15 protein-coding genes are annotated in these 13,012 nt (G+C 62.8%); 3 read left to right on the top strand and 12 right to left on the bottom strand.

What is annotated here, in order from left to right; genetic code table 11:
• Positions 1 to 30 precede the first annotated feature (30 nt).
• On the top strand, positions 31 to 957 hold the full coding sequence (locus B0G83_RS29185; protein ID WP_105510861.1) for a bifunctional helix-turn-helix transcriptional regulator/GNAT family N-acetyltransferase: 927 nt from the start codon (positions 31 to 33) through the stop codon (positions 955 to 957).
• A 57-nt stretch (positions 958 to 1,014) separates the two neighbouring features.
• On the opposite strand, the gene B0G83_RS29180 is transcribed toward B0G83_RS29185, so the two are convergent.
• Entirely contained in the window at positions 1,015 to 1,827 is an 813-nt protein-coding gene (locus B0G83_RS29180; protein WP_105510860.1) for a MetQ/NlpA family ABC transporter substrate-binding protein, read from the bottom strand.
• 199 nt (positions 1,828 to 2,026) lie between these two features.
• The gene (locus tag B0G83_RS29175) at positions 2,027 to 3,889 is read right to left on the bottom strand and encodes a methyl-accepting chemotaxis protein (protein ID WP_105510859.1); all 1,863 of its coding nucleotides are present in this window, start codon (positions 3,887 to 3,889) and stop codon (positions 2,027 to 2,029) included.
• A gap of 243 nt (positions 3,890 to 4,132) precedes the next feature.
• Here B0G83_RS29175 and B0G83_RS29170 point away from each other — a divergent pair, with 243 nt between their 5' ends.
• Positions 4,133 to 4,423 carry a YciI family protein gene (locus B0G83_RS29170; RefSeq protein WP_105510858.1) on the top strand — a complete coding sequence of 97 codons (291 nt, stop codon included), beginning with the start codon at positions 4,133 to 4,135 and terminating at the stop codon, positions 4,421 to 4,423.
• A gap of 146 nt (positions 4,424 to 4,569) precedes the next feature.
• Here B0G83_RS29170 and B0G83_RS29165 read toward each other — a convergent pair whose 3' ends face one another.
• The 5 genes from B0G83_RS29165 to B0G83_RS29145 all read right to left on the bottom strand — a co-directional run bounded on the left by B0G83_RS29165 (position 4,570) and on the right by B0G83_RS29145 (position 8,703).
• On the bottom strand, positions 4,570 to 5,187 hold the full coding sequence (locus B0G83_RS29165; protein WP_105510857.1) for an SCO family protein: 618 nt from the start codon (positions 5,185 to 5,187) through the stop codon (positions 4,570 to 4,572).
• 9 nt (positions 5,188 to 5,196) lie between these two features.
• Entirely contained in the window at positions 5,197 to 6,102 is a 906-nt protein-coding gene (cyoE, locus tag B0G83_RS29160; RefSeq protein WP_105510856.1) for a heme o synthase, read from the bottom strand.
• Positions 6,103 to 6,108: 6 nt separating this feature from the next.
• Positions 6,109 to 7,218, bottom strand: coding sequence for a heme A synthase (locus tag B0G83_RS29155; RefSeq protein ID WP_105510855.1), 1,110 nt, complete (start codon positions 7,216 to 7,218; stop codon positions 6,109 to 6,111).
• A 22-nt stretch (positions 7,219 to 7,240) separates the two neighbouring features.
• Positions 7,241 to 7,903 carry a cytochrome C oxidase subunit I gene (locus tag B0G83_RS29150; RefSeq protein WP_105510854.1) on the bottom strand — a complete coding sequence of 221 codons (663 nt, stop codon included), beginning with the start codon at positions 7,901 to 7,903 and terminating at the stop codon, positions 7,241 to 7,243.
• An 80-nt stretch (positions 7,904 to 7,983) separates the two neighbouring features.
• Positions 7,984 to 8,703, bottom strand: a complete 720-nt coding sequence (locus tag B0G83_RS29145) for an SURF1 family protein (protein WP_105510853.1) — start codon at positions 8,701 to 8,703, stop codon at positions 7,984 to 7,986.
• Between the two features lie 114 nt (positions 8,704 to 8,817).
• Here B0G83_RS29145 and B0G83_RS29140 point away from each other — a divergent pair, with 114 nt between their 5' ends.
• A complete protein-coding gene (locus tag B0G83_RS29140; RefSeq protein ID WP_007179452.1) occupies positions 8,818 to 9,027 on the top strand; it encodes a twin transmembrane helix small protein in 210 nt (69 codons plus the stop codon).
• 185 nt (positions 9,028 to 9,212) lie between these two features.
• On the opposite strand, the gene B0G83_RS29135 is transcribed toward B0G83_RS29140, so the two are convergent.
• From B0G83_RS29135 to ctaD, 5 genes are all read right to left on the bottom strand, one after another.
• Positions 9,213 to 10,070 (bottom strand): cytochrome c oxidase subunit 3, encoded by an 858-nt coding sequence (locus B0G83_RS29135; RefSeq protein ID WP_105510852.1) that lies wholly within the window; start codon positions 10,068 to 10,070, stop codon positions 9,213 to 9,215.
• Positions 10,071 to 10,202: 132 nt separating this feature from the next.
• Positions 10,203 to 10,412 carry a DUF2970 domain-containing protein gene (locus tag B0G83_RS29130; protein WP_105510851.1) on the bottom strand — a complete coding sequence of 70 codons (210 nt, stop codon included), beginning with the start codon at positions 10,410 to 10,412 and terminating at the stop codon, positions 10,203 to 10,205.
• Positions 10,413 to 10,451: 39 nt separating this feature from the next.
• On the bottom strand, positions 10,452 to 11,075 hold the full coding sequence (locus tag B0G83_RS29125; RefSeq protein ID WP_105510850.1) for a cytochrome c oxidase assembly protein: 624 nt from the start codon (positions 11,073 to 11,075) through the stop codon (positions 10,452 to 10,454).
• Positions 11,076 to 11,117: 42 nt separating this feature from the next.
• The gene (locus B0G83_RS38930) at positions 11,118 to 11,252 is read right to left on the bottom strand and encodes a cytochrome oxidase small assembly protein (protein WP_035553669.1); all 135 of its coding nucleotides are present in this window, start codon (positions 11,250 to 11,252) and stop codon (positions 11,118 to 11,120) included.
• A 117-nt stretch (positions 11,253 to 11,369) separates the two neighbouring features.
• Complete coding sequence (ctaD, locus tag B0G83_RS29120) at positions 11,370 to 12,983, bottom strand: cytochrome c oxidase subunit I (protein ID WP_105510849.1); 1,614 nt, start codon at positions 12,981 to 12,983, stop codon at positions 11,370 to 11,372.
• Positions 12,984 to 13,012 lie beyond the last annotated feature (29 nt).

The following is a 13,012-nucleotide window of genomic DNA, read 5'->3' as shown; positions in this document are numbered from 1 at the left end:
AGGCCATAAAAATTCCCCGGGGAGCAGCATTTGACCGATTCCGAGGCGCTGCGGCGCGCTCAGGCCGTCCGCCATTTCAACCGCTTCTACACCCAGCACATTGGCGCGCTGCATGAGCATCTGGCAAAGAGCGCGTTTTCGCTGACGGAAGTGCGCGTGCTGCACGAACTCTCGCGCGGACGTGCGCAAACGGCCTCGGTGCTCGGGCGTGCGCTCGGTCTCGATAGCGGCTATCTGAGCCGCCTGCTGACCAGCTTCGAACGACGCAATCTGATTACGCGGCGCCCGTCGGATACGGATGCGCGACAGTCGCTAATCGCCCTCACCGACAACGGCCACGCGGCCTACGCGCCGCTCGACACCGCCGCGATCGAAGAAGTATCGGCGCTGCTCGCAGGTCTCACGCCACTCTCGCAGGAACAGTTGATCGGTGCGATGAAGCTGATCGAACGGCTGTTGCGCGCCCAGCCATCGCACGAACTCGTGCTGCTGCGGCAGCCACGGCCCGGCGAATGCGGCTGGCTCGTGCATCGGCAGGCACAGTGGTTTGCGGCGCAATACGGCTGGGATCGATCGTTCGAGGGACTGCTGGCGCGAGTCGTCGCGGATTACACGCAACGCGGCGATCCGCTGCGCGAGATGTGCTGGGTCGCCGATCAGGAAGGCGTGGTGGTCGGTTCGGTGTGCATCGTCGGGGTGTCGACGACGGTGGCGGGCGTGCGGCTTTTGTGGGTCGAGCCGGATTTGCAGCGGCTCGGCATCGGCACGCAGTTGATCGGCGAATGCGTGCGTTTCGCGCGGCGCGCGGGCTACACGAAGCTCACGCTGACCACGGCGCTTTCGCTTGCCGAGCCACGGCGCCTGTGTGAGCGCGCCGGTTTTACGCTCGCCGGCACAGCGCCGGAGCGCCGCTTCGGCAAGGATCTGACGATCGAGCGATGGGAGTTGGGCTTGTAGAAGCGAGTTGGCGGGCGGCGCCGTGTCAGCGCGCACCCGCCATGGTGAGTCAGCCGCTTAGAACGACGGCACCACCGAACCCTTGAACTGCGTCTTGATGAACTGGCGCACGTCTTCCGACTGATACGCAGCGACCAGCTTCTTCACCCACGGCTTGTCCTTGTCCTGCGCACGCACGGCGATCAGGTTCGCGTACGGGCTGTGGATGTCCTCGAGCGCGATCGCGTCTTTGGTCGGCTGCAGGCCGGCGGCCAGCGCGAAGTTCGTGTTGATCGCGGCGGCGTCGACGTCCGACAGCGAACGCGGCAATTGCGCGGCGTCGAGTTCGATGAGCTTGATCTTCTTCGAATTCTCGGCGACGTCGAGCGGCGTGGCGTTATTGCCGTTGGTACCCGCGCCGGCCTTCAGCTTGATCACGCCTTGCGCTTGCAGCAACAGCAGCGCGCGATTTTCGTTCGACGGGTCGTTCGGCACCGCGACCTTCGCGCCTTGCGGCAGATCCTTCACCGACTTCAGCTTCTTCGAATAGATGCCGAGCGGCGAGATGTACGTGAGACCGGCGTTGACGATCTTGTAGCCGCGTTGCTTCACCTGGCTATCGAGGTACGGCTGATGCTGGAAGCTGTTCGCGTCCAGGTCGCCCGCGTCGAGTGCGGCGTTCGGCTGCACGTAGTCGTTGAATTCGACGACCTTCACGTTGAGGCCTTCGCGCTTCGCGACTTTGGTGACCACTTCCCAGATTTGCGCGTCCGGGCCGCCGATGGTGCCGACCTTGATGACTTTGTCGTCGGCATGGGCGCCGGCGCTGGTCACGATCGCCGCGCCGGCGATCACTGCGGAGAGGGCTTTGAGGATGTTTCTGCGCTGCATTTGATTCTCGCTGGTTCCAGTCGATCAGGTGGGCTGATCGACGCTCTGATCGGTGTCAGATTCGGGTGAAAGTTGGCGCGCGTGCTGCTTTTGGCAGTGCGGCGCCAACTGGACCGTAAATGGTCTCATACGCCCGGCGAGATGGGAAATATCACGATGGCATATAGGTATGCATCGGCAGCGGCAGCGTTGGGCTACATTAGAACGTGGTCCAGTCTTCGTCGGACGAGGCGGTCTTTGCCGGTTCGGCGGAGACGCGCATCGGCGCTGGTGTTGGCCGGGCGTTCGCTGCAGGCTTCGCGCTTGCTGCTGTCGCATTCAATACGCTGGAGGCCGATGCCGACAGCATCGGTTCCACTTGCACCGATGCCGCTGCCGACGCGTGAGTCCGCGTCGAAGCCTTTGCGTTACTGATCCGCTTCGAAGCGCTTTGCGCCGCTGCCGGTTTAACGTCGCGCGAGGTGACCGCCGCCGGTCGCGTCGCAGCCGATGTCGTGCCCGCCACCGCTGCCCCGCCATTCACCCGAAACGCGCTCACCGTATCGCGCAACCGCCCCGCCTGATCCTGCAACGAAGCGGCGGCCGCCGCAGCCTGCTCGACCAGCGCCGCGTTCTGCTGCGTGACTTCATCCATCTGCGTGACAGCACGGCCGACCTGCGCGATGCCCGTGCTCTGCTCCTCGGACGCCGCCGCGATTTCGCCCATGATGTCGGTCACGCGCTGCACGGCCTGCAGAATCTCGCCCATCGTCGTGCCGGCCTGCTGCACCAGCGTCGAGCCGTTATGCACGCGCTCCACCGACGCGCCGATCAACTGCTTGATCTCCTTGGCCGCCGTGCCGGAGCGCTGCGCGAGGCTGCGCACTTCGCCCGCGACGACCGCGAAACCACGCCCCTGTTCGCCGGCGCGCGCGGCTTCCACCGCCGCATTCAACGCGAGAATGTTGGTCTGAAACGCAATCCCCTCGATCACGCCGATGATGTCCGCGATCTGCCGCGAGCTGTCGTTGATCTCGCCCATCGTGCCGATTACGCGGCTTACCACGTCGTTGCCGCGGGTCGCGATTTCGGACGCGTTGTGCGCGAGCCCGCTCGCCTGCCGCGCGTTGTCGGCGTTCTGCTTGACCGTCGCGGTCAGCTCTTCCATGCTCGCCGCCGTTTCCTGCAACGACGCCGCCTGCTGCTCGGTGCGCTGCGACAGATCGTTATTGCCGGCGGCAATCTGCTGCGTCGCCGAGGCGATCGACTCCGACGAACGACGAATCTCGCCGATGGTCCGTTGCAAGCGGTCCTGCATGCCGTGCATCGCCGCCATCATGCTGGTCGTGTCTTGCGGACGCACGTCGACGACCTGCGTCAGATCGCCTTGCGCGATACTCGCCGCGATCCGCGCCGCCTGATCCGGCTCGCCGCCGAGGCTCGCACGTACGTTGCGGATAATCAGCAGCATGGCGAGCGTGATGATCGCGCCGATCACCAGCACGACGGCCAGGTGCAACGCCAGGGTCTCGTAGTAGACGGTGTCGATATCCTTGATGAACACGCCGCTCGTGATGTTCCAGTCCCACGGCGCGAAACGCACCACGTAGCTGATCTTCGGCACCGCCGTTTCGCTGTGCGGCAGACGTCCGCGATATTCGGCGAAGCCGCGGCCGCTTGCCTTGGCCGCGTCGACGATCGCGACGTACAGCAGCTTGCCGTCCGGGTCCTTGAAATCGCCGACGGGTTTGCCGGTCATTTGCGGCAGCGTCGGGTGCATCAGCACGACCGGCTTCGAATCCATCACGAACAGATAGCCGGAGTCGCCGTAGCGCATGGTCGCGAGACGGGCGAGCGCTTCGCGCTGCGCGTCGGCCTCGCTCATCTTGCCGCCCTGCGACAGCGTGTAATAGCCGTTCACGACGCCTTGCGCCGCGTCGACGAGATTCACCATGCCCGCCTTGCGCTCGGCCAGCATCGTGCTACGCGTTTCGACCGCGCTCCATAGCCCGACGCCGAGCAAACCCAGCCAGACAAGTGCGAGCGACAGCCACAGTTTGCGATTCAAACTCATCCTGCTCATTGTTATGGTCTCTCTCGTGTGATCCGTTTTCAGCTTGCTTCAGCTTGCGAATGCGGGCGCGTGGTTCATCACCGTGACTGCCCGCAAACGATTGCTTCATTGATAACGGCATGGCAGGCAGCCAACTTGAGGCATGTTGTAAGGAAACCGATTGCTTCACGGTGTCGCACGCGGCCGAGTTGATCGCGCGCAATAAGTCGTCCGCTGACCGATAATCGACGGCTGGCAGAAAAGAGAACCATCATGTACGTCATCAACCTGAGCTATATCGCATCGCTCGAACGCGTCGACGACGTGCTCGACGCGCATCGCGCATTTCTGACAACGCAGTTCGAAGCAGGCGTGTTCGTCGCGGCCGGGCCGAAGGTGCCACGCGACGGCGGCATCATTCTGGCGGTGGGCGTCGAGCGTGAAAAACTGGATGCGATTCTTTCCAGCGACCCGTTCGCGGTGCAGCAGATCGCACGCTACGAGGTGACGGAGTTCAAGGCGACGCGGCTGGCGCCGGGTTTGAATTTGCCGATGCCGACTTGAGCGGTCTGGCGGAAGGAATGAAGCGAGCCGGGTCGAGGCTGCGGGAATCGAGGCGCTGAAGTCTGATGACGTGACGCGAATTCAATCATGGAGCCGAGTCGAAACCGGGCACATGCTTCAGGCATGCGCCCGCTTCCATCGCGGCATTAATCGAGCAGCAGCTTGATATCGTGTACCCAAGGCGTTGCGCCCTGGCCGTCGCGCGCGAACAGACGCAGCTTGCCGTCCGTATCGAACACATAGCTCGCGGCCGTGTGATCCATCGTGTAGCTGTCCGGCGTCTTGCCCGGCACTTTCGCGTAGTAGACGCGGAAGTCTTTCGTGATCTTGGTGAGTTGCGCCTGATCCGCCGGACGCAAGCCGACGAACGTCGGGTTGAACGCCGGCACATATTGCGCCAGCAACGCCGGCGTATCGCGATCGGGATCGACGGTGACGAACAGCACCTGCACGCGCTTCGCGGCGTCCGGTCCGAGTTGCTGCAGCGCCTGCGAAAGCTCGGCCATGGTGGTCGGGCAAACGTCCGGGCAATGCGTGTAGCCGAAGAACAGCACCACCACTTTGCCCTTGTAGTCCGCCATGGTGCGAACCTGGCCGGACGTGTCGGGCAACGAAAAGTTGCTGCCGAATTGCGTATTACCGGTGATGTCGAGATTCGTGAACGCCGGCGGCTGTTTGCCACAGCCTGCGGCGATCAACGCGGCGCCGAGCGCGCAAGCCATCACAGCGGCACGCGCGCTGCGTGCGAAGCGGTTCTTGAACATGATGTAGTGTTACGCGCCGATCAGGACGCGCGCATAGTGGTCGATCAGCAGCGCGGCGAACAGCAGCGACAGATAGACGATCGAATAACGGAACATCTTGCGCGCGAGATCGTCCGAGTACTCGCGGTAGATCTTCCAGGCGTACGCAAGGAACAGGGCGCCGAGCAGCACGGCGGCCGCGAGATACACCACGCCGCTCATGCCGGAGATGAACGGCATCATCGTGACCGCGAACAGGATTACCGAGTACAGCAGAATATGCAGGCGCGTGTACTGCTCACCGTGCGTGTTCGGCAGCATCGGCAGGCCGGCGTTTTCGTAGTCTTTGCGGCGATACAGCGCTAGCGCCCAGAAATGCGGCGGCGTCCACACGAAAATGATCAGCACCAGAATCCACGCGTCGCCCGGCACGTGACCCGTGACCGCAGCCCAACCGAGCGCCGGCGGCATGGCGCCCGAGGCGCCGCCGATCACGATGTTCTGCGGCGTGGCCGGCTTGAGCAACAGCGTATAGATCACCGCATAGCCGACGAACGTGGCCAGCGTGAGCCACATGGTCAGCGGATTGGCGAACGTGTAGAGCGTCCACATGCCGAGACCGCCGAGCACGGCGGAGAACGACAGAATTTGCGTGGTGGTGATTTCGCCGCGGGCCGACGGACGCCACGACGTGCGTCGCATCTTCGCGTCGATTTTCTGTTCGACGAGGCAGTTGATCGCGAACGCCGCGCCGGCCAGCAGCCAGATGCCGACGGTGCCGCCGATCAGCTTGGTCCACGGCACCATGCCGGGCGTTGACAGAAACATACCGATGACGGCGCAGAACACGGCGAGTTGCGTGACGCGCGGCTTCGTCAGGGCGAGATACTGGGAGACCCGGCCACCGGGCGTTTGGGAGAGTGTTGTGCTGTCCATGTGGAGTCACGCTGGCGCGGCATCGCGCGCGGGAAGCGCGGCGCGGCCGGGACGGCTATAAGCGATCCGAAAGTTTAACATAACGAGCAGAAGCAGCAGGATCGCGGCCCCCCCGTTATGCGCCACTGCAATGGGCAACGGCCACTGCAGAACGATGTTCGACAAACCCGTGATGAACTGAATCAACACCACCAGCAGCACGCCATTCGCCGGCCGTCGCAGCGACTCGAAACGGCGCAATTTCAGCGCGAACCAGACCAGATACGCGACCAGCACGATCGCAAACGTGCGATGCGTCCAGTGGATCGCCACCAACGCGTCCTGCGTGATCATTTCGCCGTCACCGGTCATGCCGAGCGCGCGCCACAAGTGGAAGCCGTGCGCGAAGTCCATCGGCGGGACCCATTGGCCGTTGCAGGTCGGGAAGTCGGTACAGGCGAGCACCGCGTAGTTCGTGCTGACCCAGCCGCCCAACGCGATCTGCGCCACAAGCAACACGAGGCCGGCGAGCGCCGCGACGCGCCAGCGCGCGGCTTCGGGCTCGTAGGCGGGCAGCGGCGTTTGCCGCGCCGCCAGCCAGCCGAGCGTGCCGAGCAACGCGAGACCGAGCAGCAGGTGCGTGGTCACGATGATCGGTTGCAGCTTCATCGTCACGGTCCATGCGCCGAACGCGCCCTGCACGAGGATCAGCAGCAGTAGAGAAGTCGGCCACCACGGCGACACATGCAGCGGACGGCGCTTGATGCGCGCGGTCCACGCAATGATGGTCTGCGCGATGATAAGCACGCCGATCGCCATGGCGAAGTAACGGTGGATCATCTCGATCCAGGCCTTCGTCAGGCTGACCGGCCCGGTGGGCATCAACCGATGCGCCGCGCTGATCGCCGCATGCGCGATAAACGGCGACGACGTGCCGTAGCACCCCGGCCAGTCGGGACAGCCGAGGCCGGAATCGGTAAGGCGCGTGAAGCCACCGAACATCACCAGATCGAGCGTCAGGAAAGTGGTGAGCCAGACCAGCTTGCGGAATTTGTTGTCGTCGGCCTTGACCCACACGTAGGACAGCGGCAACAACGCGATACACAAGCCGATCAGGGCCAATTGCAGTACGAACATCTCTCTTACCCTGGTTGCGACATCAGCCGATGGTCGACCATTTGAGCAGCTTGGTCACGTCGCCCTTGATCTTGCTCGGGTTCGGATCTTTCGGGAAACGCATCATCAGATTGCCGTTCGGATCGACCAGATAAATGTGGTCGGTGACCTGGGTGCCGGTGTCGCTCGGCAGCCAGGCAGACACCTGAGCCGGATCGGCGATCAGCATGTCGGTGTCGGGATACGCCTTTTGTATCACGTCACCGACATTGCCTGCATCGGTGCGCAGCCACACTTGCACGACGCGCTCGCGTTCCGGGCCCTGGGCTGTGCGGATTTGTCGCATGAAGTAGAGCTTCGTGACGCAGTTTTTGTCGCACGCGCTGTTGTCGACCGAAATCATCAGCCACTTGCCGCGCAGCGTGGCCAGCTTGAGCGGCTTGCCGTCTTCACCGGTGACCACCAGCGATTCGGGGATCGGGCGCTGCGGCTCGACCAGCGTGCCGTAGTTCGTTTTGCCGCCGGCCGGCTTGATCACGTAATAGGTGAAGTACGACACGGCGATCGGCGCCGCGCAGATCAGCGCCAGCAGCAGCAAGACCCATCGGCCACGCTTCCATGAGCCCTTGCCGTTGGGTTGGCCTGGCATCGCTTTCGGCGTGGCGGGTTTGCCGGCTTGCGGCGTACGGGGAGATTGCGTCGACACTACGGGACCTCACTTCAATGATTGCGCGGTCGCGTCGTGCCCTGGCGAGCTGGCGCGAAACCGCATGTGCTGTGCTTGCGTTATACGCCGGACACCGGCGCTTTTTTGCCCGCCCGGCGCGCGGCATACAGACCGAACACCAGCGCGGCGGCGGCCATGCCCCACCACTGGAACATATAGCCGTAGTTGCGCTCGACGCCATTGTCCGGCGCGGGCCAATCGCGCACCAGCTTGTCGCCGTCGTCGCTTAGTTGCTGGATCACGAACGGTTGCAGCGGCAAGCCGGTTTCAGCGGCATACGCGGCCGTGTCGAGATTCTGACGGATCAACTGATGCTCGGCCGAGCCGCCCTGCCCCAGCTCGAATGCGCGCGTGGCGTCGGCCCGCGCAATGCCTTCGATCTCGATCTCGCCCTGCGGCGTACTGTACGGCGCGATGGTTTCGCGATTGTTCATGTTGCGCGGCAACCAGCCGCGATTGACCAGCACGTAGCCGCCGCCGTCGGCCAGTTTAAAAGGCATCACGACGTAAAAGCCCGGCTGATCGTTATACGGACGATTATCGAGGTAGACGACCTTGTCCGCGACGAAACTGCCGCGCGCTTTCACCCGATGAAATTCGATGTCCTTCAATGCAAGCGGCGCACTGTTCAGCGTCTGCGCAGGCGCGTTCTCGAACTGCGAGATGTGCGCCTCGAGCGCTTCCTTCTGGTGCGCGCGATCGCGCTGCCAGAAGCCGAGCCGCACCGTTACCACGATCACCAGCAGAATCAGCAGCGCGGGAATCAGGCGGAACTTCATCGGCCGCCCCGCTTTGTCACCGCGCGCGGCGCCGCCCGGACGCTACGGCAAACGCCGGCGCGCGGTGCGATAATAAATGTCTCGCCTCTGCGCTTTCGGGTTTCAGTTGGTTCCATGCACATTCTCGTTCCCATCGCCTTCGTCCTTATCATCGCCAGCATGGTGTCGGCGCTGTATTTCATGATGCATGACAAGGGCAAAACCAAGCGGATGGTCTGGTCGCTCGCCACGCGGGTGGGCCTGTCGATCTCGTTGTTCCTGTTCATCCTGTTCGCTCACTGGATGGGCTGGATTCAGTCGACCGGTATTCCCTACGGGCGCTGAGCCCGGCGGGACGTTATCAAGCTTCCCACGCCGCCAAACAAAACGCCGCCCTGACAGGGTCGAGGGCGGCGCTCCTTACGTGCTTGCATACTGCTCGTGCGCCACGTCCTGAAGAACGTCACGCGAACGGCCTGCACACATTCCGGGTTCCCGGTCGGCGCAGGCCAGACTGCCAGACCGCCTGCTTACAGCCAGTACACGACGACGTACAGCCCGAGCCACACAACGTCCACGAAGTGCCAGTACCACGCCGCGCCTTCGAACGCAAAGTGATGCTCCGCCGTGAAGTGGCCGCGAATCAACCGCACCAGCACCACCGCCAGCATCGTGCCGCCGAGGAACACGTGGAAACCGTGAAAGCCCGTCAGCAGGAAGAAGGTCGAACCATACACGCCCGACGACAGCGTCAGATTCAGTTCGTTGTACGCGTGGAAGTACTCGAAGGCTTGCAGGAACAGGAAGCAGACGCCGAGCACCAGCGTAGCCGCCAGCCAGATGATGGCCTTCTTGCGATGATCTTCACGCAGCGCGTGGTGAGAAACCGTCAACGTCGCGCCCGACGACAGCAGCAGCGCGGTATTGATGGTCGGCACCGGCCACGGCTGCATCGACTTGAAGGTCGAGACCAGCGCTGCCGGACCGTTGTTCGGCCACACCGCCGAAAAGTCCGGCCAGATTAGCTTGTAGTCGAGGCTGCCCAGTTGATGCAGCGCAATTTCACGCGCATAGAACAACGCGCCGAAGAACGCACCAAAGAACATCACTTCGGAGAAGATGAACCAGCTCATGCTCCAGCGGTACGACTTGTCGACATTCTTGCCGTACATGCCGCCTTCCGATTCCGCGATCGCGTCGCCGAACCAGTGCCACAGCGTAAAGAGCAGCCACAACAGGCCGACCACCACGCCGATCGGCGCCCAGTCATGGTCGTTGATCCAGGCCGCAAGCGATCCGAGCATGACCAGCAACCCGGCAGCGGCGCTGATCGGATGCCGCGACGGATGCGGTACGAAATAGTACGGGCTCTCGTTTTGACCGCTCATTCTTGATTCTCCACTTCAGTCCAGTTGTTCCGGAATCTCCGGCTGTATCTTCGGCGGCGCGTCGATACCGCACCGCTTCACTCTAATTCGTGGGCCCCGCTGCGCCCTTTACTACCGCTGCGTCCGATCGCCTCAGCCCACCACCGCGCGCACGACCAGAATCAGCACGCCGATGAAAATAGCCGCGCAGATCAGCGCCGCCGCGATCACATGCAGCGGATTCAACTGCGTAGCATCGGCTTCCAGATCGCGACGCTTGCGCACACCGAAAAACGACCAGAACACGGCACGCATCGACTGACCAAAACTACTCTTGCGCGGGGCGCTGCCGTTATCGCTCATCTTGTCCCGGTTTCCTTCGCCTGGGCGGGGGGTAACCCGTCAGGCGGGATTGGCGGTGGTTGCCGCCGTGTTAGCCGTGTCGGCCGTGGATGTTGCGCTTCCGGCCGTCGCCGCGGTCGGCGTGTTCAATTCAAAAAACGTGTACGACAACGTGATCGTCTTCACGTCTTTCGGCAACTTCGGATCGACCACGAACACCACCGGCATCCGTTTCGTCTGATTCGCCGTCAACGTCTGCTGCGTAAAGCAAAAACATTCGATCTTCTTGAAGTACTCGGTCGCCTGCTTCGGTGCGTAGCTCGGAATGGCTTGCGCCTGAATCGTGCGCGCCTGTTCGTTGCTGACCTCGTACATCACGGTGGTCACTTCGCCCGGATGGACGTCGAGACTGCGTTGCTCCGGCTTAAAACCCAGCGGACCGCGCGCGTTCGCATCGAACTCGATCGAAATCGTGCGGCTCATGTCGACCTGCGTGTTCTTCGCCTCGCGCGCCGTGGCATCACGCCGCACGAGGTTGTTGATGCCGGTGATCTGGCAGATCGCGCGGTACATGGGTACCAGCGCGAAACCGAAACCGAACATCATCAACGCGACGACGAACAGCTTGATCAGCATCGAACGGTTAAAAGAGCGATCGGCCTGAGCCGGCGGTTGCGTCGACATCTCAATCCTCAACAAACCTGCGAACAGACGGCAACGGCTGTGTCAGGTGAAGAACCGCTGCTTGATGATGACGCTCGCGAAAAAGACCGCCGCGATGACGAACATCACCCAACCTATCCGCCTGTTGCCCGCGCGAATCTGCTCCGGCGACCGTCTTTCCTGTGGATTGCGCGTCATGCTCGATTTTCTGAATACTTTTGTGACCGCCGGGTGGCAGCTGCCTGAGCCGCTGCCCCGATTCCGCTGGCGGCAACTCGCGCCGCAGCCGGAACCGGTTGCCTCCCCCACTGCCGATTACTCGACTGTCGGCGGGTGTTCGAACGTGTGGAACGGAGCCGGGCTCGGCACGGTCCATTCGAGGCCCGTTGCGCCGTCCCACGGCTTGTCGCTCGCCTTTTCGAGTTCACCGCCACCACGGTAGGCCGGCAGTGCAACCGCGAACAGGAAGTAGACCTGCGCCAGACCGAAGCCGAACGCGCCGATCGAGATGACCTGGTTCCAGTCGGTGAACTGGGCCGGGTAGTCGGCGTAACGACGCGGCATGCCAGCCAGGCCGACGAAGTGCATCGGCAGGAACGCGAGGTTGAAGAAGAACATCGACGCCCAGAAGTGGATCTTGCCGCGCGTTTCGTTGTACATCCAACCGGTCCACTTCGGCGCCCAGTAGTACCACCCTGAGAACAGCGCGAAGAGCGACCCCGCCACTAGCACATAGTGGAAGTGCGCCACCACGAAATAAGTCCCGTGATACTGGATGTCGAGCGGCGCCATGGCCAGCATCAGACCCGACAGACCGCCGAACGTGAACACGATCAGGAAGCCGACCGCGAACAGCATGGGCGTTTCGAAGCTCAACGAACCGCGCCACATCGTCGCGACCCAATTGAACACCTTCACGCCGGTCGGCACGGCGATCAGCATCGTCGCGTACATGAAGAACAACTGGCCCGTCACCGGCATGCCGGTGGCGAACATGTGGTGCGCCCAGACCATGAACGACAGAATCGCGATCGACGACGTTGCATACACCATCGAGCTATAGCCGAACAACGGCTTGCGCGAGAACGCCGGGATCACCTGCGACACGATCCCGAACGCCGGCAAGATCATGATGTACACCTCGGGGTGCCCGAAGAACCAGAAGATGTGCTGGTACATGACCGGGTCGCCGCCGCCCGCCGCGTTGAAGAACGACGTGCCGAAGTGGCGATCGAACAGCACCATGGTGATCGCGCCGGCCAGAACCGGCATCACGGCGATCAGCAGGTACGCGGTGATCAACCACGTCCAGACGAACATCGGCATCTTCATCAGCGTGAGGCCGGGTGCGCGCATGTTCAGGATCGTCACGACGATGTTGATCCCGCCCATGATCGACGAAGCACCCATCAGGTGGACCGCGAAAATCGCGAAGTCCATGCCGGGGCCCATTTGCGTGGAGAGCGGTGCATACAGCGTCCAGCCCGCGGCGGTCGCGCCGCCCGGTGCGAAGAACGAACCGACCAGCAGCACGGCGGCCACCGGCAGCAGCCAGAAGCTGAAGTTATTCATGCGCGCGAACGCCATGTCCGACGCGCCGATCTGCAGCGGAATCATCCAGTTCGCGAAGCCGACGAAGGCCGGCATGATCGCGCCGAACACCATGATCAGGCCGTGCATGGTGGTCAGCTGATTGAAGAACTCGGGGCGCATGATCTGCAGGCCCGGTTCAAACAGTTCGGCACGTATCATCAGCGCCATCACGCCCCCGGAGAGGAACATGGTGAACGAGAAGATCAGGTACAGCGTACCGATGTCCTTGTGATTGGTTGCGAACAGCCAACGACGCCAGCCATGCGGCGTTTCGTGGGCGTGGTCGCCGTGTACGTGCTCGTGGCCCGCGGTTACATCGTGTCCGATGCTAGACATGACAATCTCCTAATGCGAATACTGCGGTG

The organism is Paraburkholderia sp. BL21I4N1 (genome assembly GCF_002973525.1).
Lineage (GTDB): Bacteria > Pseudomonadota > Gammaproteobacteria > Burkholderiales > Burkholderiaceae > Paraburkholderia.
This window is presented reverse-complemented; position numbering and strand designations above follow the sequence as displayed.

Excerpts from the sequence above, each read along its gene's own strand:
- B0G83_RS29170 (WP_105510858.1), top strand. The coding sequence starts at position 4,133 with ATGTACGTCATCAACCTGAGCTATATCGCATCGCTCGAACGCGTCGAC.
- cyoE (WP_105510856.1), bottom strand. The coding sequence starts at position 6,102 with ATGGACAGCACAACACTCTCCCAAACGCCCGGTGGCCGGGTCTCCCAG.
- B0G83_RS29125 (WP_105510850.1), bottom strand. The coding sequence starts at position 11,075 with ATGTCGACGCAACCGCCGGCTCAGGCCGATCGCTCTTTTAACCGTTCG.
- B0G83_RS29145 (WP_105510853.1), bottom strand. The coding sequence starts at position 8,703 with ATGAAGTTCCGCCTGATTCCCGCGCTGCTGATTCTGCTGGTGATCGTG.
- B0G83_RS29175 (WP_105510859.1), bottom strand. The coding sequence starts at position 3,889 with ATGAGCAGGATGAGTTTGAATCGCAAACTGTGGCTGTCGCTCGCACTT.
- B0G83_RS29165 (WP_105510857.1), bottom strand. The coding sequence starts at position 5,187 with ATGTTCAAGAACCGCTTCGCACGCAGCGCGCGTGCCGCTGTGATGGCT.
- B0G83_RS29135 (WP_105510852.1), bottom strand. The coding sequence starts at position 10,070 with ATGAGCGGTCAAAACGAGAGCCCGTACTATTTCGTACCGCATCCGTCG.
- ctaD (WP_105510849.1), bottom strand. The coding sequence starts at position 12,983 with ATGTCTAGCATCGGACACGATGTAACCGCGGGCCACGAGCACGTACAC.
- B0G83_RS29155 (WP_105510855.1), bottom strand. The coding sequence starts at position 7,218 with ATGTTCGTACTGCAATTGGCCCTGATCGGCTTGTGTATCGCGTTGTTG.
- B0G83_RS29180 (WP_105510860.1), bottom strand. The coding sequence starts at position 1,827 with ATGCAGCGCAGAAACATCCTCAAAGCCCTCTCCGCAGTGATCGCCGGC.
- B0G83_RS29140 (WP_007179452.1), top strand. The coding sequence starts at position 8,818 with ATGCACATTCTCGTTCCCATCGCCTTCGTCCTTATCATCGCCAGCATG.
- B0G83_RS29130 (WP_105510851.1), bottom strand. The coding sequence starts at position 10,412 with ATGAGCGATAACGGCAGCGCCCCGCGCAAGAGTAGTTTTGGTCAGTCG.
- B0G83_RS38930 (WP_035553669.1), bottom strand. The coding sequence starts at position 11,252 with ATGACGCGCAATCCACAGGAAAGACGGTCGCCGGAGCAGATTCGCGCG.